Origin of the sequence: Lysobacter sp. CA196 (genome assembly GCF_052078695.1) — a bacterium.
Taxonomy (GTDB): Bacteria; Pseudomonadota; Gammaproteobacteria; order Xanthomonadales; family Xanthomonadaceae; genus Lysobacter.
On sequence record NZ_JBQJIN010000039.1, the window covers coordinates 1 to 20,652 of the forward strand.

Here is a 20,652-nt window from a genome sequence, read left to right on the forward strand (position 1 = left end):
TGCTGCCCTTGGACGCGGTCACATCGGCGATCGCGACGGCGAACATGTAGCGCCCGCTGACGTCGATGTCGAGCGTGTGCTCGATCTCGCCGCCCTCGCCCTTCAGGCGCAGGTCGTACTCGTGGCGGCCGATCGGCTCGAGGTATTCGGCGACCAGCTTGCGTTCCAGGTCGACCGGGAAATTGCGCCCGTTGATGGTGACCGAGTAGTTCTCGGGAATGTTGCGGCCCTGGATGCGGATGCGCGAGCCGTAGATGCCGATGTTCTGCTGGCGCAGGGTGCTGCTGCCGAACACCGCTTCGGTCAGGCTGTTGCGTTGCGCCTCTTCGACGCCGAGCGAGGTGCCCTGCTTGCGCTCCATGGCGTTGCGCATGGTCTGCAGGCCGCGTTCGGCTTCTTCCGGCCGCACCAGTTGCATGCGTTGCGGATAGGTCTCGTCGACGCTGCCGTCGGCGCCGTAGGCCCGCACCAGGTACAGCAGTTCGTCGCCGGCACGCGCTTCGTAACCGGCCGGCAGGGTGCCGTCCCATTCGGCCTCGCTGATCGCGCCCACCGGCAGCTCGACCTTGGCCAGCGGATCGACCAGGTCGGTGTCGCTGGCGCGGTAGATCAACACTTCGGCGCGCTGGATGAACGAGGCATAGTTGTTGTACGCGTAGAAGCGCACCGGCTTGAGCACCTTAGTCCCGTCGAAGGACACCAGGCTGGTGCCGCTGACGTTCATCTCCGGCCGGCCGAGGGTGGGGTCCTCGGTCGCCCAGATCACCCCGCCGTTGGGCAGGCTGACCGACCACTTGCCGACCGCCACCGCCTTGCCCGGCTGCTCCAGCGCCACCGACACGCGGCGGTCCGGCTGCAGGGCTTCCGACGACGATTTCGCCGTCGTGCCCTCGGTGACCGGCTTGCTGTAGCTGCGCGTACGCAGCTTGAACAGCAGGCCATCTTCGCCGCTGCACGCTGCTTCCGTGCACTTCATCGCTTCGGCGACGCCTTCGGGCTCGCTCGCATCGGACCGGCCCGTATCGGACTGAGCTGCGGCCGTTTGTATGGGCTGCTGCGCAGCCGCCAACGGGGCTGCGCCCGCCAACAGGCCGATCAGGGTGTAGTCCAGCAGTTTCATTTTCGTCTTCATGTTCATGATCCGCCCCCTCAATTCCGCTTCACGTCGACAGGGGCGGTCGGATCGTTACTCGACTCGACTCGCACCTTGGCGCGCACTTCGGGGCTCAGTCGCTGGGCCAACGCGTCGTAGACGGCCTTGGCGCGTCGCATGCCGAGCGCAGTGTTGTATTGGTACGAAGCGCGGACATCGGTGTGGCCGACGATCGCGATGACGCCGCCGTGCATGCGCTCCAGCGCAGCCGCGACCTTATCCAGCAACGGCTCGAACTGCGGCTTGATGTTCGACTTGTCGGTGTCGAACAACACCGTACCGAGCAGCGCACCGCCTTCGCCCAGACCGACGATCAGCGAACCCGGGTCGTCGGCGTTGCCGCGGACGCTGACCTTCAGCGCCTGCAGCAGGTCGGCCGGCAATTGCTTGACCAACTCGGCCTTGACCGCCGAAGCCCGATCGAACGCCAGCGACTCGCTATCGCCGTTGGCGCTGATCACCACTTCGCCGCCGCGATGCTGCTTGATCTTCTCGGCCATCTTCTCGATCGCCGGCAGATACGACGCACGCACCTCGGCGCTGCCCGGGGCGAAGAACACTTCGCCCAGTTCCATCTCGACCTGCTTCTCACCGCCTTCGATCAGCCCGGCCGGCAGCTTGACGCCCCAGTCGAAGCGGACCGGCAGGCCCGGGGTGACGCGACGCGTCAGCGGGTTGTCGGTGGTGAACACGCTGCCCGGCGGCAGGGTCGACGGATCGACCTTGAGGATGAAGTTGCGGCCGCGTTCCAAAGTGCCCACGTCCACGCCCTCGAGGTGATAGCGGCCGTACTGGTCGGTCTCCATCAACAAGCCCTCGATCGAGGCGATGCGCACGCCCGGGATACCGCGTTCGTCGACGCCGGTGTTGCGCACGATGTAGTCGACCAGGTAGCCGCCCTCGGTCGGGCTGACCCGACGTTCCACTGTCGGTGCCGCGCCGCTCAGGTTCTTGGCCGCGTCGCCGCTGCGCTCGATCCGGGTGGTACCGGCCGCATCCATCCGCACCGTCACGCCCTGTTTAGTGGTCAGCGCGAAGTCGTCGGTGAAGCTCAACTCCTTCAGACGCTGGCTGATCACCACGCGGTGCGCGTCGACCGGATCGGCGTCGGACTGACGGGCCGAGATGCTGCCCAACACGATGCCGTGCAGCATCGGCGAGCTCGCGTCCGGTTCCGCCTTCGGACCGTTGCCACGGTCGACCGTGGTCGAGTTCGGCACGTAAGCCTCGGCAGCGAAACCGCCCTGGACCCGCGCGTCGTCGATCGCCGCGCTGTCCTGCCAACCGTCGCTGTCGCGGTCGTCGAACACGGTACCCAGGATCAGGGCGTGGTCGAGCAACGGATCCGCAATCAACTGCACTTCGGCGGTGGCCACGTTCGAGACGATCTGGCCGTTGTCGCGCATCAATGCGCTGTTGGAGTGGATGCCCGCGCGTACGCCGGCGCCGACCCGCAGCAGGTAGGTGAACGTCGCACGCTCACCGGCGGCGATGTCGACCTGGTCGACCTGGATCGGATAGGTACCGACCAGGCGACCGACGCCGTCGCGGTCTGCGACCGCCAGCGAACCGTCGACGAAGCTGAAGCCCGCAGGCGGCGTGTCGACCAGGGTCGCGTCGACCGCGTCGCCGGTACCGGTGTTCTCGACCGTGACCGTGTAGCGGACCAGGTCGCCAATCTTCACATCGCGCGGCGAGGCCTGCTTGATCACGCGCAGGGTCTGCGCCAGCGTCACCGGAGTGCTGGTGGTGCAGTTGCCTTGGCAGGTCGGGTTGTCCGTACCGGTGCCGACCACGGTGTTGTTGACCGTCTCCAAGGCCTGCTCGTTGACCTTCGCGGTGTAGCTCACCGTGTAGGTGCCCGGCACCGTACCGGCCGGCAAGGTGCACACCAGCGGGTTGGCCGCGTTGCAGCTGTAGCCGGCCGCACCGGTCACCGCGCCGAAGTCCAGACCCGTACCGAGGGTATCGGTCAGGGTGGTCACGCCCAAGGTCTTGCCACCGCTGATCGTGGTGCTGAGGGTGTAGGTGATCGTGTCGCCCACGACCACCGGACCCGCAGTATTCACCGCCTTCGCGTAACGCACCGAGGCAGGAATCACCGGCGTGTTGACGGTGGCCGTGCAGGATGCAGCGGTGCTGCCCACCGCACAGACCGGGCTGGTCGAGGTCGCGGTGTTGACGATATTGCCGGCGGTCACGTCGGCCGCCGTCACCACGTAGGTGCCGGTCAACACGCAGATCGCGCCGGGCGCCATGGTGGCGCAGGTAATGCTGTTCGGAGTGATCTTGTTGTCGTTCACCACCACGTTGTTCAGGTTGCCGCCGGTGCTGGTGTTGGTCACCGTGACCGTGTAGGTCAGCGTGTCGCCCAGCGACACCGTGCCCGAGCGGTCCTCATCGGCATTGCCGGTCAGCGCCTTGACCAGGGTCTGGCTCAGCGAGGCCACCGGCGTGGTCACCGTGGTGGTGCAGGCCGGGTCGGTGCTGCCCACCGGGCAGACCGGGCTGGTCGAGGTTGCGGTGTTGACGATGTTGCCGGCGGTCACGTCGGCCACCGTCACCACGTAGGTGCCGGTCAGCACGCAGGTCAGGCTCGGCGCAACCGTGGCGCAGGTGATCGTGCTCGGGGCGATCTTGCTGTCGCTCACCACCACGTTGCTCAGGTTGCCGCTGGCGCTGGTGTTGGTCATCGTGACCGTGTAGGTCAGCGTGTCGCCCAGCGACACCGTGCCAGAACCATCTTCGTCGGCATTATTCGTCAGTGCCTTGACCAGGGTCTGGCTACGCGGCGGCACCGGCGTGGTGACCGTCGTGGTGCAGCCAGGGTCGGTGCTGCCCGCCGGGCAGACCGGGCTGGTCACGGTCGCGGTGTTGACGATCGAACCCGTGCTCGCGTCGGTGGCCGTCACCACGTAGGTACCGCTCAGCACGCAGTCGTCACCCGGCGCCACCGTGGCGCAGGTGATGCTGCTCGGGGTGATCTTGTTGTCGCTCACCACCACGTTGGTCAGGGTCGAAGTGGTGCTGGTGTTGGTCATCGTGACCGCGTAGGTCAGGGTGTCGCCCACCGACACCGTACCCGAGCCGTCCTCGTCGGCATTCGCGGTAACCGTCTTGGTCAGGCCCTGGCTCAGCGACGAGACCGGCGTGTTCAGCGTCGTGGTGCAGGTCGGGGCGGTACTGCCCACCGGGCAGATCGAACTGGTCGAGGTCGCGGTGTTGACGATGTTGCCCGCGGTCACGTCCGCTGCCACCACCGTGTAGCTGCCGATCAGGGTGCAGATGCCGCCCGGCGCTACGCTCGCGCACGGCGTGGTGCCGCCCGTCGGGGTGATCTTGGAGTCGCTGATGACCACATTGTCGAGATTCGTGGTCGTGCTGGTGTTGGTCACCCTGATCGTGTAAGTCAACGTGTCGCCCAAGGTCACCGTGCCGGTACCGTCCTGGTCGGCATTGGCGGTTACTGCCTTGACGATCGTCTGGGTCGGCGGAGGCACGTCGTCGTTGACGATGGTGCAGGTCGCCGAAACACCGCTGGCCAGGGTCAGGCTGCTGCCCGACAACGTGCCTGCTGTGCAGCCCCACGGGCCGGCGGTGTAACCGGCAACATTGGTTTCACTCAGGGCGTAAGTGCCCGCGCTGACCGACGCATTGGTCACCGCCGCCGTTCCGCTGACACCGCTGATCGGGGTCGGACCAGCCGCGGCCAGCGGGAAATTCACCACCGTCGAGGTACCGCCGTTGTCGTTGGTCACCGTCTTGACCAGGGTCAAGGTCGCGGCCTGGTCGTTGTTGTTGATGGTGCAGGTGGCGGTATCGCCGACGGCGAGCGTCAGGTTGTTGGAGACGACCGCTGCGCCGCCATTGATGACACAGCTGTAGGTGCTGGCGGTATAGCCGCTCGGACCGCCGGTTTCGGAGAGGGTGTAGTTGCCCGAGCTGACCGGGGCATTGGTGACAGCCGCGGCACCGGTGGCACCGCTTATGTTGGTCGGGCCAGCCGCCTGCAGCGTCCATGCCGTCGCAACCGCGGTACCGCCGTTGTCGTTGGTCACCGTCTTGACCAGGGTCAAGGCCGCGGCCTGGTCGTTGTTGTTGATGGTGCAGGTCGCGACATCGCCATCGGCCAAGGTCAGATTACTACCCGACAACGAGCCACCGGTGCAGCTCCAGGCGCCGGCGGTGTAACCCGTTACCGTCGTTTCGCTCAAGGCATACACGCCCGGGGCGACCGACGCGTTGGTCACCGTCGCCGAGCCGCTGACGCCGGCGATCGGCGTCGGGCCGGCCGCGGCCAGCGGGAAGTTGGCGATCGTCGCGGTGCCGCCGTTGTCGTTGGTCACCGTCTTGACCAGGGTCAGCGACGCCTGAGAGGTCGGCGTCGTCTCGGAGCAGTCGTTGCCCGGGGATGCGCAATCGACGAACTGCGGGAGAGCGACCGTATTGGCGATGTTCTGAGTACCCGCGGAAAGCGGATTGTCCACCGTCACCCGGAAGGTCAAATTCTGCGTACCACCGCCTGCCGCGACCGTCACTGCGGCCGTGTTGGTGCAAACAGAGGTCGCCGGCGCACCGACTGCACAGCTGAAGCTGTCGCCGGCTGCCGCGGTGGTTGCCGTCGGCACGATCTCGGTGACGCCGCCGACTGGGATCGTGGCGGGCGTCGTGCCGTTGTTGGTCAGCTGGATCTGATAGACGAGAGTCTCGCCGGCGGCAGCCGTCGGGCCGCCGGTCACCAGCGTCTTCACGACGTTGATGATCGGGGTAACTTCGGTGCAGTCGTTGCCAGCTGCTGCGCAATCGATAGGCGTACCGCCGGTACCGTTCGGCAACCTGCCGATGGTAGCCGCCACATTATTGAGTATCTGATTAGTGCCCGCGGGCAGCGGATTGACGACCCGAACGATGAAATCCATAGACGCCGTATTGTTCGCCGGGACGGTCAGTGCGCGCCAATTGCGGCAAGGCGTAGTCGAGCAGTCGAAATGCTGCCGATTCGGCAAATGGCTGTCTGGATCGTCGCGCTGCCCAGGCCCGGACCCAGGCGCCGGTGCGGGATCGGCCACCGTATTCGGCGGGACGGTTTCGTCCACGTTATTGGCATAGACGGTACCCGCATCGCCGCCTTCGTTACGGAAGGTCAGGCGGTAGGTCAGCTTGTCCCCGGCCTTGATCGGCTGGCCCGTGACATAGGCCACGTCATTGACCAAGGCGAGCGTCTTCACCAAGCCGGTGATATTCGGTGTCAACGGGAAATTGGCGGGCACCGCGCAGGAGGCCGAGTCATTAATATTCCCCCCCCCAATCGCTGGGCTATAGCGACCCGTCGTACGGTTATAGAAATAGTGACCTGTGCTGTTAGATACGTACACGGAGTCGCTGGTGGCCGCCAGAGCATTCCACTGAAGCAGGTTCGGCGAGCCATCGGCCAACACCGGCCGAGTGAGGCGCGTCAAAGTTCCCGCGCTGATATCGAAGGAGTAGAAATCCTTGCCGATAGCGACCATGCCCGAGTCGGGGCCGGAAAATATCAGATCTCCGGTACCGCCCCCCTCGGGTGGAAAGTCGGGGACAAGCGTGATCACTGCACCGACCGTATAGTTGGTCGCACCGCTGGGGGTGACCGGAATCAGTCGTAGCGGGCTGCTACCGGACGAAAGATATCCAATGCCCGAAGGCGCCCAGGCCCCTCGAGTGATATCCGAGCTGTCATTAAACGCCGGCGCCGCATCGTATACGGTGCCGTTGGGATCTATAGCCCTGAGCTGAACTTGCCCGACTGCGGGGGAGTCTCTATTGACATACAACAAACGCCCGACCCCGGCATTGGCCGCCATATCGACCATTAGCCCATTGGACCCGCTGCCAACAGAACCGGGGTCCGCGATAGTAAAAACGGTCGATTCGGTACCGTTCGGGAAGAACTTTTTAATGGTAACGGTGCCGCCACCGCCCCCATCGAGCGCATAGATCGCGCGTTCTCCACCGACCACCGCGCAGAAATTCTCCTGGGCCAGCGCCTGGCCGGCCGCGAACTGCGCCAGCAACAGGATGCTCCACACGAGCCCTTGTCGCCAGCTTCGCTCCGAAGCGGCCACGCGCTGCCGCAACAGCGACCTAAGAGGCGCGTAAAGCATGCCCCTCAACCTGTTAACAGCTCGATCCATTCTTAGCCCAGAGATATTCATTTCTCGCCGCCCATTTGATTATTCAGCTGCCGGCACAGCGCTATTCGTCAACCGGAAAACAGATGCCGTTCAACCTCCGGGCCGCTACGGCCTAGAGATTCATGATCGGAATTTCGCCCACACCTCAGACGAGCGCGCGCTCCCTTGGACAGGAGCGTTCACATCGAATGAGGAAGCCACAGTGCCGCGATCGGATAGTCGTGTGCTTTAAGTAAATTTTCACTCACCACTTTTCACCGCTCTCAATCCCGAATACCTGCAGCCGGCCAATACACCCGACTGCATGTCCCCAAGCTCGGCCAGCTATGCCCCGAGACCAATGCCAATTAAGTCCAAAAATTATGTGACATAGGTCTCATGGAGGCACATTTTCGTCAGATCCGCCGGGATTGATATAGGGAAATGTCTTAGTTCCAATTGGAGGGACTAAGAAAAGTCTTAGACGCCCCAGGGAGGCCACGGTCGACGCGGGTGCGTCCAGGCTCGCGCCATTGACGTTGGCCAGCTGTTCCGCTGTGCCGCCCAGGCCGCCATAGCGACTCGCCGAGCACATCGAGTGCCTGCTCGTAGTTGCATCGACTGCACGCCTGGTGTTCGCTTCAGGCACGGTGAGCGACTTGGTCGCCGCACGCTCAACCGACGCAGCACTCGACCGCAGCGCACGAACGAGCGATTGCTAAACGTGGACTCCCGAACTCCTTCAGCCGCTTCGATGAGGACGGGCGCGAAGCACCGACCATCGGAACCGCAACGCACCTGCGAGCCGATTACTCAGCACGGGAACAAGAGCAAGACAGAAGTGGCGCGGCTTGCTGCATTGCCGAAAGTTCCACCGGAGTGCCCCCTCGGGATCCATCGACCCGGCGATATCCGCCGGCTATTTGCCGGGCGCATAGAGCGTTCGACAACGATCATGATCGAACGGAACGTCTCCCCCTATCTCCATGAAGTACCGCAACTGCCAAGCTTGCGTCGCCCGGGCTTGCTCGCTCGTGGTCGCGTCCCAAGGCGGGTAGACGCGTATCGCGCGCTTGCCGCCCTTGCCGTTCCTCGACAGTACGCCTCGCTCGCTCAACACCCGCTTCGGAAACACGAACTGCCCGAAGCCGGAACGACAGCGAGCACTGACGACATAGCAGTCGATGTCATCCGACCCATCGAAAGGCTGGATCGGACCAGCCCCGACGCGCTTCCATAGAGTCACGAATTGTCCGGTCTTCACTGGCGTCGTCTTCGCAACGCGAAAGCAAACCGAAACCCCGTCGAGCTTGAACCTGCAAGCGGCATACTCCGAACTCTCGGCCTCCAAACGAAATTCGGTCAGCTCGTACCGACCCGGATCGTAGACGAGCGCTTTCGCGGCAGCCAAATCGCTATGCATGAAACCTCCTTCTCTAGAACGACTGATCCGTTGGCCGCATGCCCGGCAGTCCGGGCATCTCGCATGCCAATGGTTTAAATGGCAAGGTGCCCGCCGCCGATGGCGCCCCTCAACGTGATCGGCGATTGGCGATCGATCGCCGCCATCGATAACGGATACACGATCAGAGATCGGCATTCGACAAGTGGATAGATGGCCGATTCCATGAATCACATCCACGTTCTCGGCTGTCGCTCTGCGCGCAATCGACTCACGCGGTCGCCGCCGCGGTGGATGCAGCATACGTAACGCGTGCCTCGCCAGTTGCGTCCGGAATGCCCGCACGGCTCGCTGCGACGATTGCAGCAAGCCGAGTATCGCTCAGTGCAGGCCGCGTTGGGCAGCTAAGAATTTTCCCTATGTCGTCGGCAGCCACCTTGATCGACAATCGAAGCTGCATTCCCGGCGAGATGGCGGACGGATGGACTCGCAACCGGATCGGATCGGATCGAAGAGGCCTTTACTCCCCTAGGCAGCCATAGCCGAAGACTCCGCACCCGTCGTTCCAGCGCAACCAAGCGTATGCCTACCGGCCAGCCGCTCATATCGGCGCTGCAGGCCCGATCAACACGTCGTTCGAGCGGCATCATTCGAGATGCATCGCTCAAGGCTCAGGCAGGGCCCGACAACAGGCAGAGGCGGCCTGGCACGGCTGCGATTCAAGCGCCTGCCTCAGCCTCCTCGACAGCATCCATAGACCGCCTCGCGAAACTCGAATCCACCATCGGCTCTTGAGGCGTCTTGGCGTCGGCGACTGCGGGGAGTTTGCCTCGCGATACCCGCGGAGAACGTTTGTGGGTTCGGCCCCGGCTGAAGCGCCCATTCCGATAGGTTCGTAGGCACGCCATTGCGGCGCTCGACCTGCATCGCCCGATCGACAGGCCACAAGCGGCAAGCGAGACGAATCACTCTCGGCTGTCGATCAACAACGGCTCTTCAGCCGTACTGCGTCCCGGATTCCGTACACAGGCACCTCCCGTGCGAACGCCGCCTCGAATCCGCCGCGGGCCGGGATCGGCAAGGCCGTCACTGCTGCAGTGCAGCTAAGAGTATTCCGTATACGATTTTGGACAAGACTCTGTCCTAATGCATCGGGCTCAAACGTCCGGGAGCAGAACACCGCTCCCGGGAACGGAGTGTCGATGGACTGCGCCTTCGCATAGCGCCTGAGTGCGCAACCAAGCTTTGGAATCGGGCCGCATCCGCCGGCCGACGCTTGTGTGCGCCTGGAATGCGTCGTCGCGACATCGGGACCGGCCGGGATACGCCTTTCGGGAGGCCTCCGAAACGGGGTAATCCAGCGACTGCATGTGTCCAAAGAACGTTTCTAAACGTATCCGGGATCAGCCCGTCTCCGGCCGATCTCACCAACAGGGGTTCGATCATGCGAGCGAAAAATGGTTCATTGGCGCTGCTGCTGATGGCAGTAAGCGCCGTGCCGGCGGTATCGATGGCGGCACCGATAAGCAATCCGCGCGACGACAGTTGTAGTCGACCGGAGAACAACGTATCCAAGTTCTGGAATGACGCCAACTTCGCCGCCAAGGTGGCGCAGATGAACTTCAGCGGCGGGCTCGTTTGCATCAACGCGAACGTGGGCATGGCCGCAGGGCAGGTCTCGGCGAGCGATGTCTATACGGCCGACCACATGTACTGGGTGGCTGACGCCATCGCCGTCAAGGCCAAGGAACTTCCTGGCCTGAAGAGCGACCCCGATGCCTTCAACTCGAAACTCAACGAACTCAACAGCCTGGTCGCGTTCCTGCGCATGGGCCTGGTCAATCAACCGATCGACCGGCCGATTTCCGGTCAGCCGAGTTGGCTGATCGAGAAGATCCAGCTCGCCATGGACGCGTTGGTCTACGGCTCGGGCGAACCGAACAAGTACATCTATGCGTTCAACAGCGACACCCCGGCGAACTTCCCTACCGCGACCAACAGCGAGCTGGTCCGCAACATCGCCCTGCTGTTCGCCGACGGCGCCGATACCCTGCCTTACGACAATGCGCGCAAGGACTATCTGATCACCACCACGAAGGCGGTGATCGATCGCCTGAAGTACATGAACAACTACGTGTCCTTGTTCGTCCCGGCCAACGCACCGGGACACAGGGCGCACGAGTATCTCAATGCGAACGCGTTCATGAACCGGCTGCCTGGGTATCTGATGAGGACGCTCCGACAAAGCCTGCTCTCGACCAAGCTGGCGAACAATGCCCAGGCTTTCACCACCGAGGTGCGCTACCCCAAGCGTATGACCGCTTCCGGCGCGCTACCCAGCGTCGACGATCGCGTCGACGTTGCGTTCTCCACCGGCACCGACAAGGGCTACCGCCAGGTGCTGCCCGCACGCGATTGGGCGTACTTCAACCTGTCGAACCGCGCCTACGACCAGAGCTATCAGAATCCGAACGTGGAGGTCAATGCGGTAGCGCCGCACTGCGACACCGTGCAATTCGAGGTGGTGTACAAGCCGAACTACACTCCAAAATCCGTCGGCGACAGCCCCGCGTACTTTCCTCTGACCTTGAATGTCCGCTCGTCGGGATACTACGACGCCAAGGACAAGAAGCAGATCGATACCAACACGTCCTACGGGACCAATCCGAGCGGCTTGCCGAAGCAGGTGTATCTGCAGGCATCGGACGTACGCGACGGGAAGTTCTACTACTCGGCGACCTTCAAGCTCAACGCCGGCAGCGGTATCGATGCCGTCGAGTACCCCCTGAGCACCTTCGACATCAATCTGCTGCAGGGCTCGCCGGTATACAAGAACAGCGACGGAACCCTACTGGCCACCGACGGCCGAGGCGCTTACAACCAGTCCGAAGTCAGCGTCGGCAAGTTCAAGTACGACTGCCGGACGACGAAGGGCCAGGTCGCGGCCGCTCGGATCAGGAACGAACCCGCATTGCGCACCGCGTTCTTCGATACCTACAACACGGCCTTCGACACCGCACGCAGCGCGATCCTCTCCGAGAGCCCGTATCAATCCGGCGGAGCGCAGGCCGCGTTGATGCGCGAGCTGATGGAGGCCTACGGAACGTATCAATTCTCCTCGCGCTACCAGACCGCACTGCAGGACACCGGGGTACTGGATTGGTGGAAGGGCCGGATCAGGCCGATCACCCAGGCCGTCAGCGATGAACTCGCAGCGGGACGTACCCGGCACAAGGGCATGGTGATGGCCCTGAGCTATGTCCTGAGCTATACCGGCCTGCTCGGCAACTGCCAGTTCTACAGCATGTGCCGCCCCTACCGCGACCGGAGCAGCGCCGACGACTACTACTACGACGTCAAGTTCACCTATAGCCGCGGCGGCTACAACTGGCGCATCTGGGCGCAGAAGCCGAGCGACCTGGTCGCGGCCTCGTCGGACTACATCCGCGAGCGGATCACCAAGGAGCTCGATCTGGCCCACGAGTACTTCTACAAGAAGGTGTTGAACAACCGCTGGAGCGAGTCGGAGAAGAACGGCCACAGCTATCGCGCCGGCGATTTCTACATCAATGCGAACGCATACAACTGGCAGACGACCTTCGAGCCCTTCGTCGAAGGCATCTTCGACTTCAACGAGTTCCACCAGAACAATACCTTTGCCGGCGGCACCTCGTACGGCCAGTTATCCGACCGGTCGGAGGCAGGATTGGATCGCGGCTTCTGGATCTATGCGTATGCCGACAATCCGTCGTACCGCGCCGGCAACTACGTTCCGTGGGAGCTCGGCCACGAGGCAGCGCACGAGCTGGATCGCAAGAGCCTGCTCCTGAAGCACTCGAACGACACCACCGTGGCCTCGTATACCGGTTGGCCGAGGGACTCGATCACCGAAGGCCTGGCGGAGGTCGTGCAAACCTACCTGAGCGAAGAGCTGGATCGCCTGGCCGACAGCAGATACCTCACCACCAAGACGGCCGGCCGTCCGGTTTCCTTCCTGGTGCACGCTGCCCAAGGTACGGTCGCGGCGAAATCGACCTCGGACATCTGGCTGGCGGGCGCCCGCTATGACGATACCGCCTATTGCAAGAACCGCGGCGGCTGCATTTACGACATCAACACCAGCATCTACAAGCACCTGATCGACAAGGATCCCGCCCAGCTCGATTACATCAACGACCTCAAGCGGTCCGGGCACTACAGCGCGGCGAACAACTACTACGCCGGCGGCCTGCGCGATGCGAACGAAGCAACGTTCTCGCAGAACATGCGCAGCGCCAAGGATCAGTACGTACGAGAAAACCCGGGCAAGCTCGTGGAGTAACCCTGGACCCAAGCAGCGCCCCGGAAACGGGGCGCTGCCTACCTATGAGGTTGGCGAATGATGCAGGCAAAGTGGTTATGGGCCGTCGTTCTCGCGGCGCTGCTCGGGGCGATGGCCGTGGCCGTCACCGATCCCCTGCAGCGAACGCTTGCAGGGCTGTTCGAGCAAGACGTGAGCCGATCGACGACTCCGCCTAGTCGCCCCGATGAGCACTACTCCGACAACGCGCGCGAGCAGGCTGCCGGGCTCACTGTGCCGGATAAGGAGCTGCTGACCAGGCACTTGGTCGACCAAGGCGCGGACACGCCCCAACGTGCGTCTGAGGAGCAGGTCATCCTGCCGGAGGACCTGGAGAAACTGCCGGAAGCGCAACGCATGGCGTATCTGGCCCGGGAGCGGTTCGGCCCCAGGATTGCGCCCACACCGAGCGAAAGCGCTCGCTACAACATCCCCACGGCCCGAATCGAGAAGCAGAAAGATGGCCGGTACTGGCTGATAACGGACGATGGTTCGAGCCGCCCCGAACTCCCGCCCGGCACGATCGTCGAACGCGAGCCAGTGGGCCGGCAATAGCGCCTCGTTTAGAAAGCGCCAGGTTTGAATCGGGCTCGAGTTCATTTCCAAGAATGAATTTGAGCCCTTGTTTCATAGGCAGCTCAGCTGCGCTTCCATTGCCGACTGACATGCCGATCGTCAGGAGTTATTTGGACCATCCGCGCCAACCCCTTGATTCGGCCCAGCCGAACGAAGATCTCAGGTTCCGAAGTACACAACCGGATACGCTCCGGGACGAGGAGCGCCATGCCGTAGTGTCCGGCAAGCGAGGCCGTCCGGGCTGCATCCGGCACCTGGTCCACTAATGCCCTCTGGCGACCTTCCGAGGCTCGCTCAGCACGCGCTCGAGCGAGAAAGTAGACGGTCTCTGCCCATCGCCCCGGATCCAGGGCTGCCAACTCCGCCTCGATAACGACGCTGTACCACGCGATGAAGTATCGATCGATCGCGGTTGCTCCGGCCGTCTTCGCCGGTTTCCAAAAGCAATGCGGGAGAGTGACCAGCGGGACAGTCTCTATCGCCGAGATCCGACGCTGCGGGATCAGCCAAATATAGCGGCCGCGAACGTGGCGGCATAGCAGTACTCGGCATGGCCCATCTCTAACATAAAAGAGACAAGCGGACTGGTAATGTTATCCGGCGCGCGCAACCGGCGCCGGCATATCGCGCGGCAGCGCCGGCTACCGCTCATCCGCGGCGGTGGATACCCGTCGTTGCTTGCAGCACCATCGCTTCGTGCTTGCTTACTTGGCCCGAACGTACTCGATCTTCATCGCGGGAACGGACTTACCGTCGACTATGTCGTGCCATTCGACGACGAAATTATTCTGATCGACGATGCGGATTATCTCATTGATCTTGAACTCATCCTCAGCCGAGTACGACTGATACGGGACTCCCAGTTCGCCTTTGAGGGTATAGACCTTACTTGCCGAATCATAGTCGCCGACAAACAGGATCGGTGCGGAATAGAAAGTTTCCATCCACATGTGCGAATACTTTTTGCTGCGGTTGTCATAGCTGTAGTAGCTAGTACTGTCGAACTTCATTTTTCCCATCCGACCCGCGAACTGCTGGCGCAGATGGCGTCCGCCCAACTCCATAGTGAACTTGGCAGAACCTGGATCACTTGGAGCATCGCCATGGCTGAGCTTCGTATTCCATTGCCCGACGAAATAGTCCAGTTGTCGATGCGGCTGGCCGACAGCCGTCTTCTTTTTTGGGCCTTGGACGCTCTCGCTCGGGGCGACTTCAGCGCCTGCAGACGAGCAAACGGCCAGTGCAGCCAGAACGATGCCCGAGATAATCAGTTTTCGCTTCATTTGAACCTCATTGTCATAAGTTAGGTTAACGGTCGCCATCTACGGAGATCGAGCAGGAGACACGACACCTAGGCACCTCGAAGCGGGTGAGCTCCTCCCGCTCTACAGCGTATTCATTCGATGCAATGAACTGAGCTCACAGGTCCTTAATTCCATCGCTTTCTGGCATGAGCCCGCTCCAAAAGCGACGGTGGACCGGTACCGATACGGTGCATAGCCAAGAATCGGCAACACCGTGTTCCTGGATGGACAACAGCAGCTCGGTGATCCTGCCCCACCCCTCCAGTCGCCCTTCATTAACCTAGTACCTATCCCACGCTGCCACAATTCGGGCACTGTTACTCAAGGCAACTAACCGTGTCCAGATTCCACAATACTTTGCCGTTGATTCTTTGCGCCGCCATCGCCGCTTGCGCGCCCGATCAGCCGTCGACCGCAAGTGTCGCACCCGACTCACCGCCCAAAGCCGCGCCTGCCGCATCCACCGTCCGGCCCGCTAAAGACGCCAAGAATGCGACCTACATGATCGATGGGGAACTGATCACGCTGGTCGACGGTGTCGACGAGAAAACCATCGTGCCCGGCGCGGCTTCCAAGCAAGTGACGCGCTACACCGAGCACGAGTTCGAGATGGATCTCAACGACGATGGCCGAAAGGACCGGGTTTTCCTGTTGACCCAGGACAGCGGCGGCAGCGGGACCTTCTACTACGCCGCAGCGGCGCTGAATACCCCGCAAGGCTACCAGGGCACGAACGCGGTGTTCATCGGCGACAGAATTGCCGTTCAGTACTTCAAGGCCGACCCCGAGCAGCCGTCGCAATTCTGGATCAGCTATGCGGAGAGGGAGGTCGGAGAACCGGCAACGAATAACATGGCCTCCAAAGAGTTCCGCTGGGATGGGACGTCGCTCATCGAAATGGCGGCTCCTGACGGAATGAAGTGAACCACGCGAACATATGACCCAGGCGGCAGCCTGTCCCCGCGTGGTTCAAGCCGATGGACGAGCTGAGTGCTCTTCATGATCCACGCACTTCTAGCGGCCGCGCCACATTTGCACGGCCGCCTCGTTATGCCATCTTAGAATGCAACACGCATTCGGTTATCGGACGACACTCGGTCGATCAGTTTGTTATAGGGGTCGAATCCAGCCTCATAAGGCTCCGCGTCGACCACCACCGTCACCTTGGGACGCTCGGAAGTGACGCGCAGACGCTGCAAGTACAAGATCTTTTCGTCTACCTCCTCGCCGGACGGACCACGCGCGAACACGCCAACCTCGATCCAGTCGTCCAGCTTTCCCACAGTTTCCTTGCCCTTGCCGTCGGCGTAGCGCTTGGCCGCGTACAGGTCGAGTGTGACGTCGTATCTGCCGTCGGCGCGCTTTTTGGCCACCGCGGTCTCGACGCGGTTGTCGTAGAAACTGATCTTTTCGAACAGATCGGTGATCAATGCTTGTTGCTCCGGCTTGGCTTCCGCGCGGATGTAGTCGATCAACTCGGCCGAGGTGGTGTACGGCGGTTGCTGGTAGCCTTTGTCCCGCAGGAACCTGCGTAATGCGCGATTCAAGGCCGCCTCGCCGACTTCCTCGCGCAGACGATAGAACGCCAGCGAGCCCTTCGGGTAGTAGATGTACTGCTGGTTCTCGACCCGGTATAGCGGAAGTTCCTCGAGCACCTCGCCGCCACGGCCCGACAAGTAACGATCGAGCTCGTACTTGAGGAAGCGGCGCATCTTGGTGCGACCGTATTCCTTCTCCATCGCCATCAATGCCGAGTACTGAGACAGGGACTCCGACAGAACGGCCGCCCCTTGTACATTGGCGCCAATGACCTGATGCGCCCACCACTGGTGCGCGACTTCGTGTGCGGTTACGTAGAATACGTAATCGATTGCTTCCTTATCGCGCAGATCGGCGATAAAGCCGATATTCTCCGAATACGGAATTGTGTTGGCGAAGCTCTGCGCAAATGCGCTGTAACCCGGGAACTCGATGATCCGCACCTGCTTGTGCTGATACGGGCTGAAGTTGGCCTCGTAGTATGCCAGCGACTTGCGCACCGCTTCGATCATGCGCTCGACGTTGTACGGGTGTTTTGGATCGTAGTAGATCTCGATCGGGATGGTGCGGCCGTCGGCGCCCCGATATTCGCCCTTCTTCAACGACCAGCGCGCCGAAAGGTACGCGTAGAAGTTCAGCATCGGCCGGTCCATCGCATAGCTGAAGCAGCGGCGACCGTCGCGTTCGAACGTCTTCTGCAGGTAACCCGGCGCCAGCGCAATCTGATCCGGTGCGGTGCAGATGGTGGTCTTGAAATCGATCCAGTCGGCGTCGTCGGTCAGGAAGTTGTTGGCGCGCGCGGCCGCGTCCTCCAGCTTAGGCATACGCGTCGGTTCGCCGAGGCCGCGTTTGCGACGCTCGTTGCGGTCCTGGACCTGGCGGCTCTCGTCGTAACCGAAGCCCGGGAACAAGTGGTTGTTGAAGAAGCTGCCATTGTCGACGATCTGGGTCTGTGCCACGTCGTTGCTGATGCCGGTCGGATGGTAGTCCACATCGAACCGGATCTCGCGCTGGCTGCCCGGCTTCATCGGCTGCGCCAACCGATAGATGCGGTAGCCGATCTCGGCATCGTGCTTGACCAGCTTGGCGCCACCAAGATCGACGGCTACCAGCGCCTTGTCCTCCGGAATGGCGACATGAATGTCGGCGATCGTCGTCGAATGCGGGTTATGCACCCGATAGGTGATGTGCGCGCGGAGGCTCTGGGTTTCCGGGTGCAGGTCGATGTCGACCGCCGCCGCCCGGATCTTCGGCTGCGGCAGATCCTTGTATCGAGCGTACTCTCGCTCGTAGCGGGCCTGCAGATCGAGTTGCCGGTCGGGTGAACGAAATTCGTTACGGATGTTCGTGTTCCAGAACAGGAAGCCACCGACCGCCGCGAAAGCGAGCGCGGCCACCGCTAGCGTGGCGATGAGTCCGCCCTTCAGGCGCTGCTTGGCCAGCGCCCAACGCTGCTTGCGGCCCTGGTCGACGCCGCGCACCCACAACGCCGCCGCCAACAGCAACAGGCACAGCAGGCACAGTGCCCAGTAAGACTGGAACCATAATTGTGGGGCTAGGAAGTGACCAAACCCGTTCATGTCCGAGTACGGCGCCATCGGCGCACCGGCGAAGCTGTATAGGTTGTGGGTGTAATCGAGCATGCCCAGCACGCCCTGTGCGACCAGCACCAGGAGCACCAGTGCATAGCCCACGAATTTGTTGTTGCTGAACACCTGCAGCACTAGCGCCAGCCCCCCCATCAGGACGAAGGTCGTCGAATGCAACGCCAGCGACTGCAGGTAAAGCATCGGTTCGAACTGGGTGTAACCCCCGAATAGCTGGATCAGCACCGACGCGGCGGCACCGATCAGCTGGAACACGACGATCACCGCGAGCAGAGTGGTGAACTTAGCCAGCAACGGCATCCAGTTCAGCACCGGCATTGCATCGGTGACTTCGGCGATCTTCGCGCTGCGCTCCTTCCACACCAGTTCGCCCGCGTAGAACAGCACGATGATGACCAGCAGGAAGCCGTAGCTGCTCTGCAACGCCGACAGCATCTGTGAAGTGGTCGGATAGATCGCGGTCTCGTACAGGGTCTGCTGATTCAGCGCCACCGGAATGAAATTGGCTAAACCGAGCGCCAACATCACCAAGAACGGAACGCTGCGCAGCACGCCGGCGGTGTCGAACCTCACTTGGCGCAGGTACTGCCGCCATGCGGTGCCTGCATCGAACGCTGGCGCGACCTTCGCTACCACCACCGGCGCGCGCACCGGTTGCGGCGCATTGTCCACGACCGCGAGCGCGGCAGCTCGCGCCTTGCGCCCCCAGCGCCGGCGCGTTGTGCCGCTACGCTCGGTCTTGAACACGGCGAGCGTAGCGGCGAACAGAGCCAGAGCTATTGCGGTCCAAAGCGCACGGTTGCCGAGGATGTAGCCGGCGATCGCCGGTAGATCGGTGTTGCGCTCCTCCACCGACCAATAGCGGATCGTGCGCGAAAGCGCGCGCATACCGAGCGGTTCAAGCAAAGTCGCCAGCCACACGTTGTCGAGGTCGCTCAGCAACGCGCCGCTGACGCCGTATAGCACCAGGAATGCAATCACACCGATATAGACCCACAGGATGCTACGTGTCGCCGCCGCCAACAGCGCGAGCAGCGCCCCTGTGAACAGCAGGTTCGGGATCACGAACAACACGAAAGCCCACAAGTACGGCCATAACGACACCGGTCCGAGCCGTGCCGGATCGATCCACGGCATGAACTGGGCGACGAACAGGCCTAGCGCGACCATCGCGTATACCAGCAGGCTCGCCGCCAGCGCCGCCGCCAAGCGGCCAAACACATAATCGCGCTTGCGGATCGGGCTTGCGAAGAACAGCTCGGCGATGCCTTGGTCGAAATCGCGCAGCAGAGCGCTGGTGATGAATATCGTGATCACCAGTATCCCGAGCATGGTAAATATAGTCAGGAAAGTGGCAGTCGCCGTCGGCGCATTGCGATACACGTTGCCGACGCCGCCACTGATCTGGACCGCATCGGAACTGGCCAGACCGAACGCCAGCAAACCAAACAGGACCGCAATCAACCAAAGCAGCGGCGAACGGAGCTGATCGCGCAGCTCGAACTTGAAGAACTCGAGGATCATATGTGCGCTCCGTCAGGCGGACAGCGGATCAGCGTGCTGGGCCGTCTGTCGCCATGCGTCTCCCTTCGCCTGCATGCGCAGGCGCTGGAAGTACACGTCCTCCAGATCCGGCGCAACCGGCTCGAAACCGTCCTCAGGACGCGTATCGTTGAACACATGGATCACAGGATGGCCACCGACCAAACGGGTCGACAGAACGGTGTGGTTGGCTTCGTAGTCCGGCAGCGCGGCCTTGCTCACCTGCTTGCGCCAGATCTGCTGCGCCAGCGCGGCGATAGCGTCGTTGGGCTTGCCTGCCAGCAGTACCTGCCCCTTGTTCATGATCGCCATCGTCGGGCAAAGGTCGGTGACATCCTCGACAATGTGCGTGGACAGGATCACTGCGACGTTCTCGCCAATTTCTGCCAGCAAGTTGAGGAAACGGTTGCGCTCCTCCGGATCGAGGCCCGCCGTCGGCTCATCGACGACGACGAGGCGTGGGTTACCCAACAGCGCCTGCGCGATACCGAAGCGTTGGCGCATGCCGCCGGAATAGGTGCCGAGCTTGCGTTTGCGCGCGTCCCACAAGTTCACCTGCTTCAGCAGCCCGTCGACCACCTCGCGGCGCTGCTTGCGCTGAACCAAGCCCTTCAGCACGGCAAAGTGTTCGAGCAAGTCCTCCGCACTCACTTTCGGGTACACGCCGAAATCCTGTGGCAGATAACCCAGCTGCCGACGTACTGCGTCCTTGTCTCGCAGCACGTCGATGGCCTCGCCATTGGCCCCCTGCAACGTAACGCTGCCACTGTCGGCCTCCTGCAGGGTCGCGAGTGTTCGCATTAGCGAGGATTTTCCCGCCCCGTTCGGGCCCAGCAGGCCAAACATTCCGCGGGGAATGTCGAGGTTGATGTCGTTGAGCGCATGGACACCGTTGGCGTAGGTCTTGCTGAGTTTACGGATAGTGAGCATGCGGGCCGTCCTCACGAGCTAAGGCATGGTGGTGTCAGCAAACTATTCGACTATGGCGCGGCGCCACAATGTGTAAGACGTCACTGTTTGAACTCGATCCGAAAAAGGAGC

Annotated in this window: 9 protein-coding genes and 1 pseudogene; 3 read left to right on the forward strand and 7 right to left on the reverse strand. The window is 62.3% G+C overall.

Annotated features, from left to right (window positions below; all coding sequences use genetic code 11):
- The 4 genes and pseudogenes from ACTOWK_RS21915 to ACTOWK_RS21930 all read right to left on the reverse strand — a co-directional run.
- A pseudogene (locus tag ACTOWK_RS21915) lies at positions 1-1,132 on the reverse strand (hypothetical protein); the annotation flags it as partial.
- A gap of 17 nt (positions 1,133-1,149) precedes the next feature.
- Positions 1,150-6,405 carry a DUF7507 domain-containing protein gene (locus tag ACTOWK_RS21920; protein ID WP_441332207.1) on the reverse strand — a complete coding sequence of 1,752 codons (5,256 nt, stop codon included), beginning with the start codon at positions 6,403-6,405 and terminating at the stop codon, positions 1,150-1,152.
- A 1,816-nt stretch (positions 6,406-8,221) separates the two neighbouring features.
- Positions 8,222-8,725, reverse strand: coding sequence for a MepB family protein (locus ACTOWK_RS21925; protein WP_441332208.1), 504 nt, complete (start codon positions 8,723-8,725; stop codon positions 8,222-8,224).
- 74 nt (positions 8,726-8,799) lie between these two features.
- A complete protein-coding gene (locus ACTOWK_RS21930; RefSeq protein ID WP_441332209.1) occupies positions 8,800-8,931 on the reverse strand; it encodes a hypothetical protein in 132 nt (43 codons plus the stop codon).
- Between the two features lie 1,217 nt (positions 8,932-10,148).
- Between ACTOWK_RS21930 and ACTOWK_RS21935 the strand changes: the two genes are divergently transcribed.
- A complete protein-coding gene (locus ACTOWK_RS21935; RefSeq protein WP_441332210.1) occupies positions 10,149-13,025 on the forward strand; it encodes a hypothetical protein in 2,877 nt (958 codons plus the stop codon).
- 57 nt (positions 13,026-13,082) lie between these two features.
- Positions 13,083-13,598, forward strand: coding sequence for a hypothetical protein (locus ACTOWK_RS21940; protein ID WP_441332211.1), 516 nt, complete (start codon positions 13,083-13,085; stop codon positions 13,596-13,598).
- Positions 13,599-14,323: 725 nt separating this feature from the next.
- Here the strand turns inward: ACTOWK_RS21940 and ACTOWK_RS21945 are convergent.
- Positions 14,324-14,902 carry a DUF1579 family protein gene (locus ACTOWK_RS21945; RefSeq protein WP_441332212.1) on the reverse strand — a complete coding sequence of 193 codons (579 nt, stop codon included), beginning with the start codon at positions 14,900-14,902 and terminating at the stop codon, positions 14,324-14,326.
- Between the two features lie 357 nt (positions 14,903-15,259).
- On the opposite strand from ACTOWK_RS21945, the gene ACTOWK_RS21950 reads away from it, so the two are divergent.
- The gene (locus tag ACTOWK_RS21950) at positions 15,260-15,847 is read left to right on the forward strand and encodes a hypothetical protein (RefSeq protein ID WP_441332213.1); all 588 of its coding nucleotides are present in this window, start codon (positions 15,260-15,262) and stop codon (positions 15,845-15,847) included.
- Between the two features lie 134 nt (positions 15,848-15,981).
- On the opposite strand, the gene ACTOWK_RS21955 is transcribed toward ACTOWK_RS21950, so the two are convergent.
- On the reverse strand, positions 15,982-19,593 hold the full coding sequence (locus ACTOWK_RS21955) for a M1 family aminopeptidase (RefSeq protein ID WP_441332214.1): 3,612 nt from the start codon (positions 19,591-19,593) through the stop codon (positions 15,982-15,984).
- 12 nt (positions 19,594-19,605) lie between these two features.
- Positions 19,606-20,541: an ABC transporter ATP-binding protein gene (locus ACTOWK_RS21960; RefSeq protein ID WP_441332215.1), complete on the reverse strand. Its 936-nt coding sequence runs from the start codon at positions 20,539-20,541 to the stop codon at positions 19,606-19,608.
- Positions 20,542-20,652: the final 111 nt, after the last annotated feature.

Coding starts and splice junctions, on each gene's coding strand:
- ACTOWK_RS21925 (WP_441332208.1), bottom strand. CDS start 8,725: ATGCATAGCGATTTGGCTGCCGCGAAAGCGCTCGTCTACGATCCGGGT.
- ACTOWK_RS21930 (WP_441332209.1), bottom strand. CDS start 8,931: ATGGAATCGGCCATCTATCCACTTGTCGAATGCCGATCTCTGATCGTG.
- ACTOWK_RS21935 (WP_441332210.1), top strand. CDS start 10,149: ATGCGAGCGAAAAATGGTTCATTGGCGCTGCTGCTGATGGCAGTAAGC.
- ACTOWK_RS21940 (WP_441332211.1), top strand. CDS start 13,083: ATGATGCAGGCAAAGTGGTTATGGGCCGTCGTTCTCGCGGCGCTGCTC.
- ACTOWK_RS21945 (WP_441332212.1), bottom strand. CDS start 14,902: ATGAAGCGAAAACTGATTATCTCGGGCATCGTTCTGGCTGCACTGGCC.
- ACTOWK_RS21955 (WP_441332214.1), bottom strand. CDS start 19,593: ATGATCCTCGAGTTCTTCAAGTTCGAGCTGCGCGATCAGCTCCGTTCG.
- ACTOWK_RS21960 (WP_441332215.1), bottom strand. CDS start 20,541: ATGCTCACTATCCGTAAACTCAGCAAGACCTACGCCAACGGTGTCCAT.